The organism is Dictyobacter vulcani (assembly GCF_008974265.1).
GTDB lineage: Bacteria > Chloroflexota > Ktedonobacteria > Ktedonobacterales > Ktedonobacteraceae > Dictyobacter > Dictyobacter vulcani.
Genome location: NZ_BKZW01000001.1, coordinates 3,461,543 through 3,475,642 on the forward strand (window position 1 = coordinate 3,461,543; position 14,100 = coordinate 3,475,642).

The window sequence follows — 14,100 nt, forward strand, 5'->3', positions numbered from 1 at the left end:
TTTACTTATACTATATTGTACCACGCTGAGTCGCGTATCTGTCGACACACCGCTTCTGAGCGCTTGCTACGCCACCGAGGAATATGTGGGATAATGTTTAAAGGTGCTATCGTTGCCAAAGGAGGAAGTTACCATGATTCGTTTAGAGAGAAGCATCACCATCGCCAGACCCATCGAGGCCGTGTTTGCCTACGTTACCGATATGAACAAAGTTAAATCATGGTTACCGGTCAGGGATATTCGTGCCCTCTCACCCGGTGTTATCGGTGTTGGATCCACCTACGCCCAGACTGCGGTCTTTATGGGCCGTGAATTCGCCTCTACCATCGAAGTCACCCAATACCAACCCACGCGGCTCTTCGCCTTCAAAATGATCCAGGGTCCCTTCCCACTCTCCAATACCATGACCCTGGCGCCCACCCCTGGCGGAGGCACGATCCTCACCATCATCGGAGAAGCCGAACCCGGCAGCGCCCTCAGCTTTATCGGCCCCTTCGTGACCCCTATCGTCAAAAAGCAAATGGAGACCCAGGTCAATCAGCTAAAACAAGCCATAGAAACCACCGTTGGACGCTGATGGGCAGCAGTGATATAAGGTATACTATTGATACGCAGGGACGATGTCGTTCCTGTGACTGACATCGCTCACCAGAGCCCCATACTGCACCGTTGAAGATGAAAGGCAGCATGATAATGGATACCCCATTTGGCGAAGAACAGCCCCTCTGGACCCCGTCTGAAACCGTTATTCGCGACGCTAATATATCACAGTATATGCATTGGTTGACTCAGGAACGTGGCCTGCACTTTGAGGACCGTGAAGCTCTCTGGCGCTGGTCGGTTGAAAAGCTAGAGGATTTCTGGGCCTCCCTCTGGTCCTATTTTTCGATCAAAGCCTCGCAGCCATATAATGCCGTGTTGAGTAGCCATACTATGCCGGGAGCCAGCTGGTTTTCTGGCGCGCGCCTCAACTATGCCGAGCACATATTTCGCAACGCGACCAGCGATCGGCCCGCGCTACTCTTTCGCTCCGAGCGCCAGGCGCTGACCGAGATATCCTGGCAAGAACTGACCAAAAATGTGGGTGCGCTGTCCCAATCATTACGAGCCATGGGTGTACAGCCAGGCGACCGTGTGGTTGCATATGTTCCCAACATTCCCCAGGCTATTACCGCCTTCCTGGCCTGTGCCAGCGTTGGTGCCATCTGGTCCAGTTGCTCACCGGACTTTGGGATCAGCAGCGTCACCGAGCGCTTTCAGCAGATCGAACCCAAAGTTCTGTTTGCGGTAGATGGCTATCAATATGGCGGTAAAAGCTTTGATCGCTTGCCAGTCATCCATGAGCTACAGAAGCAACTGCCCACGCTGCAAAAGATCGTGGTCATTCCTTATTTAAAGACTGAGCCCTCGCTTGAAGGCATCGGGCATGGCGTGCTCTGGTCCGAAGTGCTACGCGAGCCAGCCGAGCTCACCTTTGAGCAGGTACCTTTTGACCATCCTCTCTGGATCCTGTATTCATCGGGCACCACCGGACTCCCCAAAGCGATTGTCCAGGGCCATGGTGGCATCTTACTTGAACACCTCAAAGCGTTGACGCTGGATGTCGATTTAAAGCCCGGCGACCGCTTCTTCTGGTTCACCACCACCGGTTGGATGATGTGGAACTTCCTCGTTGGTGGTTTGCTGACGAAGTCCGTCATCCTGTTATATGATGGCAGTCCCGGCTATCCCAACCTGGAGACCCTCTGGCAATTTGCCCAGGAAAGTCAGATGAGCTTCTTCGGGACCAGTGCCAGCTATATCGCTTCCTGTATGAAGGCTGGCATCGAGCCAGGACAGAGCTATGATCTGAGCCATCTACGCGGCATCGGCTCCACTGGTTCACCGTTGCCACCAGAAGGTTTCCACTGGATCCATGAGCATATACGTGAGGATCTGTGGGTAGCCTCGGTCAGCGGAGGCACCGATATCTGTTCGGCCTTTGTGGCCGGCTCCATCGTGCTGCCCGTCTATGCCGGAGAACTGCAATGTCGATCCCTGGGAGCCAATGTGCAGTCCTTTGACGATGCTGGCCAGCCCTTGATCGAAGAGGTCGGTGAACTCGTCGTCACGGAACCGCTGCCCTCCATGCCCCTCTTCTTCTGGAACGATCCCGATCAGCAGCGCTATCGCGAAAGCTACTTTGCCACCTATCCCGGCATCTGGCGTCACGGTGACTGGATCCGCATTACCGAGCGTGGTAGTGCCGTCATCTATGGTCGCTCTGACTCAACTATCAACCGTATGGGAATTCGGATGGGTAGCAGTGAAATCTATCGCATCGTCGAAGGCCTGCCCGAAGTCCTGGATAGTTTGATCGTCGGCGTCGAGCGTCCTCATGGCGGCTATTACCTGCCCCTCTTCGTAGTCCTGCGACCCGGAGTAGAGTTGGATGACAGCCTGAAAGCCAGAATCAAGAGCGAACTGCGCACCCACATCTCGCCGCATCACGTGCCCGACGAAATCCTCGTCATCTCGGAAGTCCCGCGTACACTCAGTGGCAAGAAGCTAGAGGTACCTGTCAAGAAGCTCCTGATGGGCCTTCCCATGGAAAAAGCCGTCAGCCTGGACGCCCTCAGCAACCCCCAGGCCTTCCGCTACTTCCAGGAATTCGCCAGTCAGCGTAATTAAGACAACTTAAGCATAAGAACTTAAGAAGCGAGAGAGCCAGCATAGTTTACCGAAAAAAAACCATGCTGGCTCTCTCATGTATCAGTCGCATTCAGCGTTTATGCCATATTTGCTCTGGATGTGAGCAGGCGCTGGCGATAGCGGTGTTGATGAATAATCCAGAAGGCGATAAAGACCAGCGGGGAAGAGCCGATGAGCCAGGCCAGCCAGGGTGCCATCGCCCCTGGTGCCCCGACCACGACCTGGATGCTGGCCTGCCCTGCCCCTTTGGGTCCATCGAGTTGTGTGACGATATTCCATGCCCCTTGTACTGGAATATGGACACTGGCTTTCAGACTGCCTTTCCCGTCTCCGACAGGAGTTAGATTCGTGGGTAGATTGATGCCATTGGTGCCAGGACCCGGCTGCATAATTACTTTGCCGTTCAGCTTGAGGGAGGCATCACGCGGCACAATGGTGATATCGAACTGCTCATCAGTAATTGGTGGATCCTTTGAGAGATTGACCGCAATGATATAAGGACCCGCCGACACCGTATCGATACGGGCTGCCTGCGTACCACTATCCTGACTGGCTGCCCGGGCCATGCCACTGGTCAGGAGCAGCATACTGAAGCCAAGCATGCAGAGCAATGCGAGTGGGCGTAGAATTTTATCCATCGAAACCTCTTGTTTCTTTACCGGCCGTTTAGCGCTTACTCCAGCGCCAGATATCACCAAAATCGTCACCGAGCCATGCTCCCAGCGCACCGAAGCCCATCGCTATAATGACAGAGACTACCACGATCATACCCATCTGGACCGGCTCAACAGGAATCCCTTTTTCGGGTAGAAAGATCGGGGCATAGGGTGTGTATTTGAGTAGGATGAAGGGTGTGAATAACAATATTGGTAGTGAGGCCAGCGCTCCTATGATCAGTGTTGTGCGCATCGAGAAATTTGGGCTATCGGTCTTGCGCTGCTGGCGGTAGGCCAGGAAATCTATGATCAGCGCTGAGAGCAAAAAGGCTATCGGGAGCAAGGCATAATCCAGTTGAAAGTGTGGTATCAGGCCCGGTTGACGGTAGGGCATATGTTGCACATCAACCGCCGTCCGAATCGCCCAGGGCACAAAGAGTTCGACGACAATGGTATGCAGCATCAGCACAAAAATCAGGAGTGTGGCCGTTCCCACCTTCTGGGTACTCCGCAGTACTGCCAGCATAAAGAGGAGGCAACCGGCTACCAGAGGCAAAGGATAGGTGTCGATATGGATGGTACCAATAGTGATAATTGGAAATTGCAAAAAGCCGGTCAGGGCATAATTCAGAATACTACCCATCGTCATGACGATACCCAGTTCAAGCGCCGTCAGACCAAAGTAGCGCCTGGGTTCTCTGGTGGATGCGCGCTCAATTGCCGCCTCAGAGGCAAAGACATACACCATACCTAGCATACCGATCAGGCCGCCAGTCACACCCATCATATGGAAAGGAGCCCAGAGCGCAATATCAATGCCATAGAGCTCATGCCAGTAGTTGTCCAGTGGCGCGGAAATCAATGAGAGCAGTGCACCAAAGCCAAGTACGCTAAAGCCGAGTGGCGCATGGAAGAAACGAAAAATAGCCACGGTCGAGGTATCATCCACCCCGGGTGTATGGCGACGATAGCGAAACGTCTCCCACAGCACAACCGCCAGCGCCAGCAGGCCAGCGCCAGACACACAGGTATAGATCAATGTATGCGGTGGGGTCCAGAACTGATCGCGGCCGACATACGCATGCCATTCACGATCCCAGACCGCTCCCAACTCGCCTTGCAGTAAAAAAAAGAGTAATAGCCAGGCGCTGACGCGACGTAAGGTTCGCTCCTGAGAATGTGTTGTGGTCAGTGTTCGCGCAGGTATTTCAGTTGACTGTGGTGTTGCATGGACCTTTGATTGAGCCATATAGCAGACTCCTATCCTATTGATAAATGGAAAATAAAGAATAAGCTCAGAATGTGTTTGACTCTCTAGCCGACAATAGTTGGCCTTAACTCAAAGCAGCGATGCTTCCTCCCGCTCTCTTTCTTATGAGAGCTATTATCTATTTAACCTTTTGTATTTTATCGTATCATATGGTTTTTTACTATGCTATATCTTCCTCAATCTACTTACAGCTGTCTGTTTCAAGATATATCAATGATGTTCCTGTTACATTCCGTTTGAGCCATGGGAGCATAATGGATGGCCACCTGCTTGTGAATGAATACAAAAACCATGGCTATCTGCGTTAATCACTATGAATGCATTGCAATCTCAATCGTTCCAGGTTGTTTACTTTCAGCTTCACACCAGTAGTATTTTTTGCTATCAAAAGGCAGCATATTAAAGAAAGAAATTTCTAGCTGAAGAGTACATTTGGTGGAGAAATGTTCACATATTTGCTTAAATGCTCGTTTGAATGGTACTATGACACTGCCAGGATTGTAGAGTAACTAGCTGATTTACCCGCATAATTGTACGTACATTACAACATTCAAGATTGCTTTTTCAACGCTATATTGCACGAGCAAATAGCGAACAAAACGGGGGGTGTGTCCATGGCAACTACGCCGAAGGTGCTTATTATTGATGATAGTTCTACGCAGTGCTTGTTTATGCAACAATCTTTGCGGAGCGCAGGCTATCAGGTAGTAGTTGCCAATGACGGAAAGCAAGGGCTGCGCATCATCGCGCAAGAGAATCCACAGTGTGTCGTACTGGATATTGTGTTACCCGGGATGAATGGTTTCGAGGTATGTCGCTATCTGCGTTCTCAGGACGCCTGGCGCACGTTGCCTGTGATCATGATCAGTTCCAAAAATTCCTCTTCAGACCGCTTCTGGGCCATGCGCCAGGGCGCCAATGCGTATTTAACCAAACCATTCAAAGCTAATGAGTTAGTGGAAGCAGTCCAGGAGAACATCTCCGAACGTCCACGTACCCCCAATACATCCGTGCGTCCACCTGTTTCTCAGCGACCTCTTGATCCTCACACGCCTCTTCCCGCTACCAGACAGGACTCAGGCGCATATCGGCCGGTTGACGTGCAAGCGCCATTTGCTTCTGTACGTAACACGCCGGGGCGGCAGAGACCACCCACTGACCCATTCGCTGTACCTGTAGAGCAGCAGGCCATGCAGAACCAGCACAGTCAGGGTATACCACTCTCCTCGAATTCTCGTGCGCAACAATTTGCTTTTCCACCTTTGAATGTCCCGGGTAAGCCAGAAACCCCCACTCCATCTGGCGCAACTGGTCCTCAGCGTCCAGCTGCCACTAATCCTATCTTCCCATTGTTGCTCTTGGTCCCGAAACGCATTGATTATGTGGATCCGCCCCGCATCGCAGATCCTCGGACGCGCCAGCTCTATCAGATCATCGACGGCCAGAAAAATGTCGAGATGCTTCGAGTGCTGACCAACATGACAAAAGAGGAGCTGCTAAGCACCTTGCGCCAGCTTGTCCGGCAGCAACACATCCACCTTTATGAACCCGGCGGCCGACTCATCGACAGCAACATTTAAATCCAGCGTAGCGGCAGCGCTGGTCGCTGCGACCGTTGGGCGTTCGAGCAAGCAGGCCCGTACACCCTTGAGCGCACTATGCTCAAGGGTGTGTAGTGCGTAGTAAAACACGAAAACAGGTATAATCACAAAAAAAACACAATAATTTGCTCTATCTGTTTTGATCGCATATAGACAGCTGTGAGATACTATACTTTGTGTCTTTAGAATGCAAGCGACCAGATGCATCACCCGCTGAACCCATTAGTATGGTGACATGCTATCGCCGCCCGCATATTGATGTGACGTAGGGAGTCCATGGATTAGCTGGATCAGGGAGTATATTGAAATTGTTGCATGTCGATCAAGCGCTGAAGCAGTATTTTGGTTATGATAGTTTTCGTCCGGGACAGCAAGAAATTGTTGAAGCCGTCCTGGAGCAGCAGGATATGCTGGTATTAATGCCAACCGGTGGTGGTAAATCGCTTACCTATCAATTACCCGCCCTGTTATTACCAGGACTGACTATAGTCGTTTCTCCATTGATTGCTTTGATGCAAGATCAAGTCAGTCGCTTGCAGGAGAATGGTATCGAGGCTACTTTTGTCAATAGCTCGCTACCATATGAGGAGGCGGCACGTCGTGAGCGGGCGGCCATGACTGGTCAGATCAAACTACTCTATGTGGCCCCTGAACGTCTCCTTAAGCCCAGTTTCCTGGCCTTTCTTGAACATATCAACAACACCATTGGTCTCTCGTTGCTGGCCGTCGATGAGGCTCACTGTGTCAGTGAATGGGGACACGACTTTCGCCCTGAATATCGCCAGATTGGTTCGGTGCGCAACCGTTTTCCAGATATGCCGATTCTGGCTTTGACCGCCACGGCTACCGAACGTGTTCGTGAGGACATTCTGACCCAGTTACAGCTGCGGCAGCCACGTGTGCATCTGGCCAGCTTTAATCGTCCCAATCTCTCCTACGAGGTCCGCAAAAAGCACAAAGGTTCATACGATGAGCTGGTCCAGGTGCTGCGCGATAAAGCCGGCGAATCTGTCATCATCTATTGTTTGAGTCGCTCAGGTGTGGAGAAACTCAGCGCTGATCTTGAGGAAGATGGCATCGTCAATCTCCCCTATCACGCTGGCCTATCGCCCAAAATACGCAGCGAGCATCAGAATCGTTTTATTCGCGACGATGTGCCAGTGCTGGTGGCCACGATCGCTTTTGGTATGGGTATTGCCAAGCCAGATGTGCGCGCGGTCATCCATTATGATCTACCGAAAAACCTGGAAGGCTATTATCAGGAATCTGGCCGTGCCGGTCGTGATGGTCAGCCAGCCGACTGTATCCTTTTCTTCAGCTACTCCGATCGTGTGCGAACGCAATATTTTATCGCGCAGAAAGAGAGTGAGCAGCAGCAGGCCATCGCGCTCCAGCAATTGCAGCAGGTCTTAAAGTATAGTGAGAGTTCTCAATGTCGCCGCCGCGTTCTGCTCAGCTATTTTAGCGAGGAGTTTCCGGACGCCAATTGTGGTAATTGTGACAACTGCGTGCAGACCGCGCAAGTTGAAGAGCGTAGTGAAGACGCACGTCTGTTTCTATCGGGCGTCCATCAGACCCGTGAGCGCTTTGGCCTGTATCACATTGTTGATGTCCTGCGGGGAGCCAACACGCAAAAGATCCGTGATTTTCGCCACAACCTCCTCCCCATCTATGGTCATGGCAAACAGTTCAGCCGTGAAGAATGGGTCTCGCTCGGCCAGAATCTATTACAGCAAGGCTTCTTATCAGAGCGGCGCGATAACTATTCTACTTTCCGTTTAAACGCCAACTCGCTCAAGCTACTGGATGGCGAGGTCCAATTTTATCAGAAGGTGACCCCTAAAGCAGCCAGCCGTGGAGCCGCAGCCACCCCTGTTAAAGCAGCCCAGGTCGTTGAGCTAGATGCCGCCGACAACCAGTTCCTACAGCGCTTACGCGCCCTGCGCAAGCAACTGGCAGACGAGCATAATGTTCCGCCCTACGTTGTCTTTACGGATGCCGCCTTGCGGGCCATGGTCCAACAACTGCCCATGAGCCAGGCCCAATTTCTGAAGGTACCCGGTGTGGGTGAACAAAAGCTGAAGGCCTACTATACGCCCTTCACCGACGAGATCAAAGCCTATGCCGAGCAGCATCCTGACAAAGTTCCGGCCGCACCCGCCACACCTGAGCGTGCGAAGCCAGCGTCCGCACGCTCAGCCGTCTATATACGTCGCAATATCGTCAACCTGGCCCAGCAGGGATTTAGCCTGCGTGAGATTGCGCAGGCCTGTGATCGCGCACCATCCACGGTCGCTGAGTATCTCACCGCAGCCATCACCGAAGGAGAGGTCACTGATCTGGCCCATCTGGTCCCGAGCGAGCAGTATCAGGCCATCGCCCGAGCCATTCAAGAAGTCGGGGATGAGAAACTGAAGCCGATTAAAGAATCTCTCGGGGATCAGTATTCCTATGAAGATATTCGTCTGGTGCGTGCTCATTTGCAAGCCAGCCAGACAGAGAATGTGACCTCCTGAGCCAGCGCTTTTTGCAGACCAGACACAAAGAAGCCCGGTACCCGTTAATGGATACCGGGCGTTTGCTTTAGCGTACACCCAGGATATGTTCAATGGCCAGTTGATCCAGCTTCTCATACTGATAGCCACGCTGACCCAGGGCGGTTGGATCAAAGGTGGTCTCTCTCAGTTTGCTGGCCAGTTCCTTACTATAACCGGAGCGTACCTGATTCAGCAGGGCGATATGGTCCGCGTTGCCGCCGTTAACGGTCGCCAGCAACTGCTGTACCGCTGGATCCGCATCGAAGCGACGCGCCTTCTCACGCAGGATATTATAGGTACGCATACAGCCGGCCGCGAAATCCCAGACTCCCTGTTCATCCTCGGTACGATAGGCATGGGCATCAAAATGGCGTGGACCATCATAGCCACTGTTCTCCAGCAGGCGTACCAGGAAGAACATACTCTTGATACTCTCACTCCCAAAACGTAGATCCTGATCGTAGCGCGGACCTTTCTGATCATTGAGATCGATATGGAAAAGCTTGCCGGCCTCCAGTGCCTGCGCAATGCCATGGACAAAGTTGAGTCCAGACATGTGTTCATGAGCCACCTCGGGATTCACACCCACCATATCGGGATGGTCGAGGGTATAAATAAAGGCCAGCATATGTCCAACCGTCGGAAAATACGTATCCGAGCGGGGTTCGTTCGGCTTGGGCTCCAGCGCGAAACGCAGATCGTAGCCATTATCGATGGCATATTCGCACAGGAAATTGATCGCGTCACGCATGCGCTTTACGGCTTCGACAGGATCTTTGCTGACTTCGCTATCGACACCTTCGCGACCACCCCAGAACACATAGGTTTTTGCACCCAGTTCCACGCCCAGATCGATGGCACGCATCGTTTTCTGGAGCGCAAAGGCACGCACGCTGGGATCGACCGCCGTGAATGCGCCATCTTTAAAGGCAGGATGAAAGAAAAGATTGGTGGTTGCCATTGGCACAACCATCCCATAGTCATTCAGTGCCTTTTTAAAGTCACGCACGATCTGATCGCGCTGTGCTGGTGTTGCATCAAACGGAACCAGATCATTGTCGTGGAAATTGACACCCCAGGCACCTAGCTCTGAAAGTTTCTGTACACTATGGATAGGATTAAGGACCGGGCGCACCACATCGCCAAATGGATCCCGCCCCTGGTTCGCAACCGTCCAGAGTCCAAACGTAAATTTATCTTCTTTTTTCGGTGTATAGTGATCGCTGGTACTTTCCTTGGTTAACTCAGTTGGTAGCGTCATTGGTGGCCTCCATGTATCTGTAATAACGACGTTGAATGCAATTCATTATAGACTTTTGCTTCTCGTTTTGTAAAACCATGTTTGTCGTCATCCACTTATCCTGACCAGAGGCATATCTTCATGCGGAGGACAATAAAAAGCCCACTCCTCAGCGTGAGAAGTGGGCGGAGACAAAATGTACGCGTAAGCAACTGCCCTACGAAAATGAGTTCAGATTATTATTTATAGGAACCGACAAACACTTATATTAGCTCACAAACTCTGTCAATTTACCAGTTTGGAAAAGCCAGCGAAAAAACTCCAGACGGCGATGATTATCAGATGCTTGATCTAGTTCATTAGGAGAAAGTTGTTTACGAAACTTTGTAATTCGATCAATTTCTGTATCTCTGAAGCCCGCTTTACGTAACATTTCAAATGCTTCTTTATGATCCATATAGTGAAACATACATGTCTCCTTAATAAATTGTATTACCTCTATAAATTGTATTACCTCATAATGAGCAGGGCTCTTACTTTCATTACGAAATTTTTGGCCAGGTGGATGTGCATTCGGGTAGCAATTTTGTAAAGAGAATAGATATTCCCTGACGCTTTTTTGTCTGGATGGCGATGACATCGCTTTTCTGTTTCGTTCCTTTTTCAGGAATATCGGGGCAATCTGTATAATGGAAAAAGCAATTCCAATTGCTTTCCGTCTGAGGATAAGCATAAACGTATTTTTAAGCCGGTAAGCTCGTTTACCGGATAGTGGTAATAGAGGAGGGGAATGTGGTAAGTCGCCAAATCCGTGTTCTTGGTTTTATCTGCTTGTGTTTGCTCAGTCTGTCAGCCTGTGGTGCACAGAGCGACAAAAGTAGTTCTACTTCGAAGCCGGTAGCTCCGGCCAAACAGCATCCTGCGCAGATTGCATCGTTCGATCCCTGTACATTGTTTTCCAAAGATGATGTAAGTCATGTATTGGGTGGTGCGGTAGACGTACAGCCTGAATTTGGCTCTCCCATGTGTACCTATAAAGTACATGCCGGTTTCCAATCCCCGCGTGCCAAGGGACCCAAAACCGCTGATATGATGGATCCTGAACAGCGCAGGATCCTGGTAACCGTCGGAAATAGCGATGATGCTCGTGGTTATGTTGATCAGGACCGACTCAATACCGATAAAGGTATTCCGACCCGGATCATCCAGGGCGTGGGCAGCAGCGCATTTAGTGTGCCTCTCAAAACTGGTAAAGCCATTATTGGCTCGCAGGGCAACACGGTTTATACCATCACTATGATCTATCCACATATGGATGCTACTTTGATGGATAATTCCTTGAAAACGCTGGCCCAGGATGCCAGTCGCACGATCGCCGCTAATGCACCTACCCTGGCAGCGCCTGCTCCGCATCCCTGTAGTATGGTGAATGCCCAGAAAGCCAGTCAGCTTTTTCAGCAGCCAGTGAAATGGTTTTTCACGGTCAACGGTACTGGTGCCGCCAGTTGCGATTACATCACCACGAAGGGCACTCCTCATCGGGTAGAAGTTATTTCCGTGAATCGTGCGGATATTGCGAAAGAACTCTACAATAGCGTGGATCGTAAGCTAGCGAGCGATAACAAACAAACCCTTAAAGGTATCGGAGACGCAGCGCTCTACGATAAACGCAACTCCACCTGGATCCTGAAAGGTGATACCGTCGTCCATCTGATCATTCTAGGTGAAACGTCGGCGGAAAAAATGCTCTTACCTTTATCAAAAGATGTTGTCAAACATTTTTAGGTGAGTAAAAGGATCTAACCTTTCCTCTGTCTTAGCGTAAATACATCGTAGAAAAGTTTTTCGTTAGGGACGGAGGATGCTCAGATGAGTACAAATCCTAATCAAGGACAGCAACCCGATTCATCCAGGCCTTATGGTGGCTATGGTGGATATAATCCAACCAATCCTGCAGAGGATCCCTATGGAGCGAGCCAGCCACAACCCGCGACTGGCTCTCCACAGGGGGATCCGAATTACGCTTATGGGCAGGGCGGTCAACAATATGCAACTGGACAGCAACAACAGCAGCAGCAACAACAACAACAACAACAATACAATGCCTATGTGCCTCCCAGCAGTGTCAGAGGCACTCCTGGCAGCCAGGCTGGCGCAACAGATGCACGTTCCAGAAGATTAGCCTTATTCAGCTATCTTGGAGGATGTTTTACTGGCATCTTTTTCTTTTTCACGCAGCGAAGAAACAATTTTGTACGCTTTCATGCCGCACAATCCATTGTCGTGTTTACACCCCTCCTGATTGCTTCCATCGTGTTACAGTTAATCTTAAAGATATGGATTATCGGTGGCCTCCTGACCCCGCTCATCGGTGGTTGTTTGCTTCCTCTTATCGGGTTCGCTAGTTTAGTGCTCTGGGCTTTCCTTATGCTCCAGGCCTACCGTGGCGTCCGCTTTAAGCTGCCAATCATAGGAGATTATGCTGAGGCATTAATGGCGCGCTTTTCCAAATAGGATCGCCCATAGCCGTTGTAGTGTCCAGCCGTATGCTGACAGAAGAATACAAGCATGAATTGTATTCTTCTGTTAGCTCCCCTATGCTCTGGCAGTAAAAATGATTAAAATTAAGAAGTCAAGCGCAATATATAATATGTTAAAAATAAGAAGCCAATCACAATATAAATAGATGTAAAAATAGCGCTTAATGTCAGACCAGTAGTGGCTGTGGCTGTTTTTAGTTTCCGTTGCTTCGCAAATTTTTGACCTTTAAGCCCACAAATGACCCCTAGCAAAGAAGGCATCAACAGTGCTAAGTAGAATAAAATTGTGGTAGAAACATTTGATGCGAAAGCATGAGAAATATTTGAACATAAAAAGATTGGCCAGAGAATACTTATGATGCCACAGATAACGCTGAATCTGGCATAGGCATTGGGTGGTGCTGGTGGTGTAAAAGATGGCAATGCTTGAGCGGCAGGTGCATACATCTGTTGTTGTGGGTAATAATAGTTCGAGGTCACGCCTCCTCCAGCTTGATTGTTGAGGAGCGAGCCAGGAACCACACCTGGTGTAATCATCGTCGGATTTACGGTGGTATAGAAGGCTGGCTGGTAGGCAGCAGTATAGACGCCCGGCCGTTGATAATAGAGCTGTGACACTTCGTGTAGTAAGTGTTTTGTATCTCCTGGATTGATCCTGGACGTTGCCCACTACTAAGCGCTGTCATCTGTTGGATGAGGGCATTCAGTTTGGCCTGCACCGGATGGTGCAGATCTGGTAGCGGGGCAAAGGCAAAGGGCGAGAGACTGGGATCGTTTCCCGTTAGTAACTGATGCAGAATCGCACCCAGGCTATAGATATCTGAGCGTGGTGTGGTCTGGGCCTTACCATATTGTTCGGGGGCCGCATAGCCAGGTGAACCAAACGGGATCGTATCTTTTTGTTTGCCTGCTTTAAACTGGCGCGCGATACCAAAATCAATCAGAAAGATTTGTCCCTGAGTCGTGAGCATCACATTTGAAGGCTTGAGATCGCGAAAGATAATCGCAGGTTCATGGGCATGCAGGTAAGCCAGCACATCGCAGAGGATCTGCGCCAGATCCAGTACTTCACTTAAGGGGAGTGTAGTTGTCGGGTGACGCGCCAGATAGTTCTCTAACGTTTCGCCCTCGACATAATCCATCACGATATACCAGCATTCGCTATCCGCAAAATGTTGATGCAGGCGTGGTAGATTTCGCTGGGTCAATTTACTCAGCATAGTGACTTCGCGATTAAACGCATCGGTCGCTTCAATCTTTTCCGCTGCCGTCAGTCCGCGCAGGCTCACCGTCTTCAAAGCCAGTAGCTGTTTCGTCTGGAGATCTTCAGCCTGGAAGACCACACTAAAGCCCCCGGCCCCCACGCGTTTAACGAGGCGGTAGCGCTTCTGAAGGATGGCTCCCTCGACTGGCAAAGGTTCTGGCAGATCTTCCTGTAGGGCGGCTAGTAGATGCCCGCAGGCAAAACACTGTTCATCCTCTTTCTGGTTACTTGCTCCACAGTGTGAGCAATAGACATCCAATTGCTCCATATACATAAATCAACTCTCTATTGATACTATGAT

General features: G+C 50.6%; 12 protein-coding genes. 6 read left to right on the forward strand and 6 right to left on the reverse strand.

What is annotated here, in order from left to right; genetic code table 11:
• The first annotated feature begins 133 nt into the window (after positions 1 to 133).
• Positions 134 to 577 (forward strand): SRPBCC family protein, encoded by a 444-nt coding sequence (locus tag KDW_RS14625; protein WP_151756638.1) that lies wholly within the window; start codon positions 134 to 136, stop codon positions 575 to 577.
• A 116-nt stretch (positions 578 to 693) separates the two neighbouring features.
• Complete coding sequence (locus tag KDW_RS14630) at positions 694 to 2,670, forward strand: acetoacetate--CoA ligase (RefSeq protein WP_151756639.1); 1,977 nt, start codon at positions 694 to 696, stop codon at positions 2,668 to 2,670.
• Positions 2,671 to 2,768: 98 nt separating this feature from the next.
• Here the strand turns inward: KDW_RS14630 and KDW_RS14635 are convergent, their stop codons facing one another.
• Entirely contained in the window at positions 2,769 to 3,329 is a 561-nt protein-coding gene (locus tag KDW_RS14635) for a hypothetical protein (RefSeq protein ID WP_151756640.1), read from the reverse strand.
• A 28-nt stretch (positions 3,330 to 3,357) separates the two neighbouring features.
• A complete protein-coding gene (locus KDW_RS14640) occupies positions 3,358 to 4,596 on the reverse strand; it encodes a hypothetical protein (RefSeq protein WP_151756641.1) in 1,239 nt (412 codons plus the stop codon).
• A gap of 635 nt (positions 4,597 to 5,231) precedes the next feature.
• On the opposite strand from KDW_RS14640, the gene KDW_RS14645 reads away from it, so the two are divergent.
• Complete coding sequence (locus tag KDW_RS14645) at positions 5,232 to 6,197, forward strand: response regulator (protein ID WP_151756642.1); 966 nt, start codon at positions 5,232 to 5,234, stop codon at positions 6,195 to 6,197.
• 323 nt (positions 6,198 to 6,520) lie between these two features.
• On the forward strand, positions 6,521 to 8,734 hold the full coding sequence (recQ, locus tag KDW_RS14650) for a DNA helicase RecQ (protein ID WP_233097704.1): 2,214 nt from the start codon (positions 6,521 to 6,523) through the stop codon (positions 8,732 to 8,734).
• A gap of 67 nt (positions 8,735 to 8,801) precedes the next feature.
• On the opposite strand, the gene xylA is transcribed toward recQ, so the two are convergent.
• Together xylA and KDW_RS14660 are read right to left on the reverse strand one after the other, a co-directional pair.
• On the reverse strand, positions 8,802 to 10,016 hold the full coding sequence (gene xylA, locus KDW_RS14655; protein ID WP_151756644.1) for a xylose isomerase: 1,215 nt from the start codon (positions 10,014 to 10,016) through the stop codon (positions 8,802 to 8,804).
• 247 nt (positions 10,017 to 10,263) lie between these two features.
• Complete coding sequence (locus KDW_RS14660) at positions 10,264 to 10,464, reverse strand: hypothetical protein (RefSeq protein ID WP_151756645.1); 201 nt, start codon at positions 10,462 to 10,464, stop codon at positions 10,264 to 10,266.
• A gap of 323 nt (positions 10,465 to 10,787) precedes the next feature.
• On the opposite strand from KDW_RS14660, the gene KDW_RS14665 reads away from it, so the two are divergent.
• Entirely contained in the window at positions 10,788 to 11,780 is a 993-nt protein-coding gene (locus tag KDW_RS14665; RefSeq protein WP_162005240.1) for a DUF3558 family protein, read from the forward strand.
• Positions 11,781 to 11,864: 84 nt separating this feature from the next.
• Positions 11,865 to 12,509, forward strand: a complete 645-nt coding sequence (locus KDW_RS14670) for a DUF4870 domain-containing protein (RefSeq protein WP_151756647.1) — start codon at positions 11,865 to 11,867, stop codon at positions 12,507 to 12,509.
• A gap of 110 nt (positions 12,510 to 12,619) precedes the next feature.
• Here KDW_RS14670 and KDW_RS14675 read toward each other — a convergent pair whose 3' ends face one another.
• Both KDW_RS14675 and KDW_RS14680 read right to left on the reverse strand, forming a co-directional pair.
• Positions 12,620 to 13,072, reverse strand: a complete 453-nt coding sequence (locus KDW_RS14675) for a hypothetical protein (protein ID WP_151756648.1) — start codon at positions 13,070 to 13,072, stop codon at positions 12,620 to 12,622.
• An 8-nt stretch (positions 13,073 to 13,080) separates the two neighbouring features.
• Positions 13,081 to 14,073: a serine/threonine protein kinase gene (locus KDW_RS14680; protein WP_151756649.1), complete on the reverse strand. Its 993-nt coding sequence runs from the start codon at positions 14,071 to 14,073 to the stop codon at positions 13,081 to 13,083.
• Positions 14,074 to 14,100: the final 27 nt, after the last annotated feature.

Coding starts and splice junctions, on each gene's coding strand:
- KDW_RS14635 (WP_151756640.1), bottom strand. CDS start 3,329: ATGGATAAAATTCTACGCCCACTCGCATTGCTCTGCATGCTTGGCTTC.
- KDW_RS14625 (WP_151756638.1), top strand. CDS start 134: ATGATTCGTTTAGAGAGAAGCATCACCATCGCCAGACCCATCGAGGCC.
- KDW_RS14640 (WP_151756641.1), bottom strand. CDS start 4,596: ATGGCTCAATCAAAGGTCCATGCAACACCACAGTCAACTGAAATACCT.
- xylA (WP_151756644.1), bottom strand. CDS start 10,016: ATGACGCTACCAACTGAGTTAACCAAGGAAAGTACCAGCGATCACTAT.
- KDW_RS14670 (WP_151756647.1), top strand. CDS start 11,865: ATGAGTACAAATCCTAATCAAGGACAGCAACCCGATTCATCCAGGCCT.
- KDW_RS14645 (WP_151756642.1), top strand. CDS start 5,232: ATGGCAACTACGCCGAAGGTGCTTATTATTGATGATAGTTCTACGCAG.
- KDW_RS14660 (WP_151756645.1), bottom strand. CDS start 10,464: ATGTTTCACTATATGGATCATAAAGAAGCATTTGAAATGTTACGTAAA.
- KDW_RS14680 (WP_151756649.1), bottom strand. CDS start 14,073: ATGTATATGGAGCAATTGGATGTCTATTGCTCACACTGTGGAGCAAGT.
- KDW_RS14630 (WP_151756639.1), top strand. CDS start 694: ATGGATACCCCATTTGGCGAAGAACAGCCCCTCTGGACCCCGTCTGAA.
- KDW_RS14675 (WP_151756648.1), bottom strand. CDS start 13,072: ATGATTACACCAGGTGTGGTTCCTGGCTCGCTCCTCAACAATCAAGCT.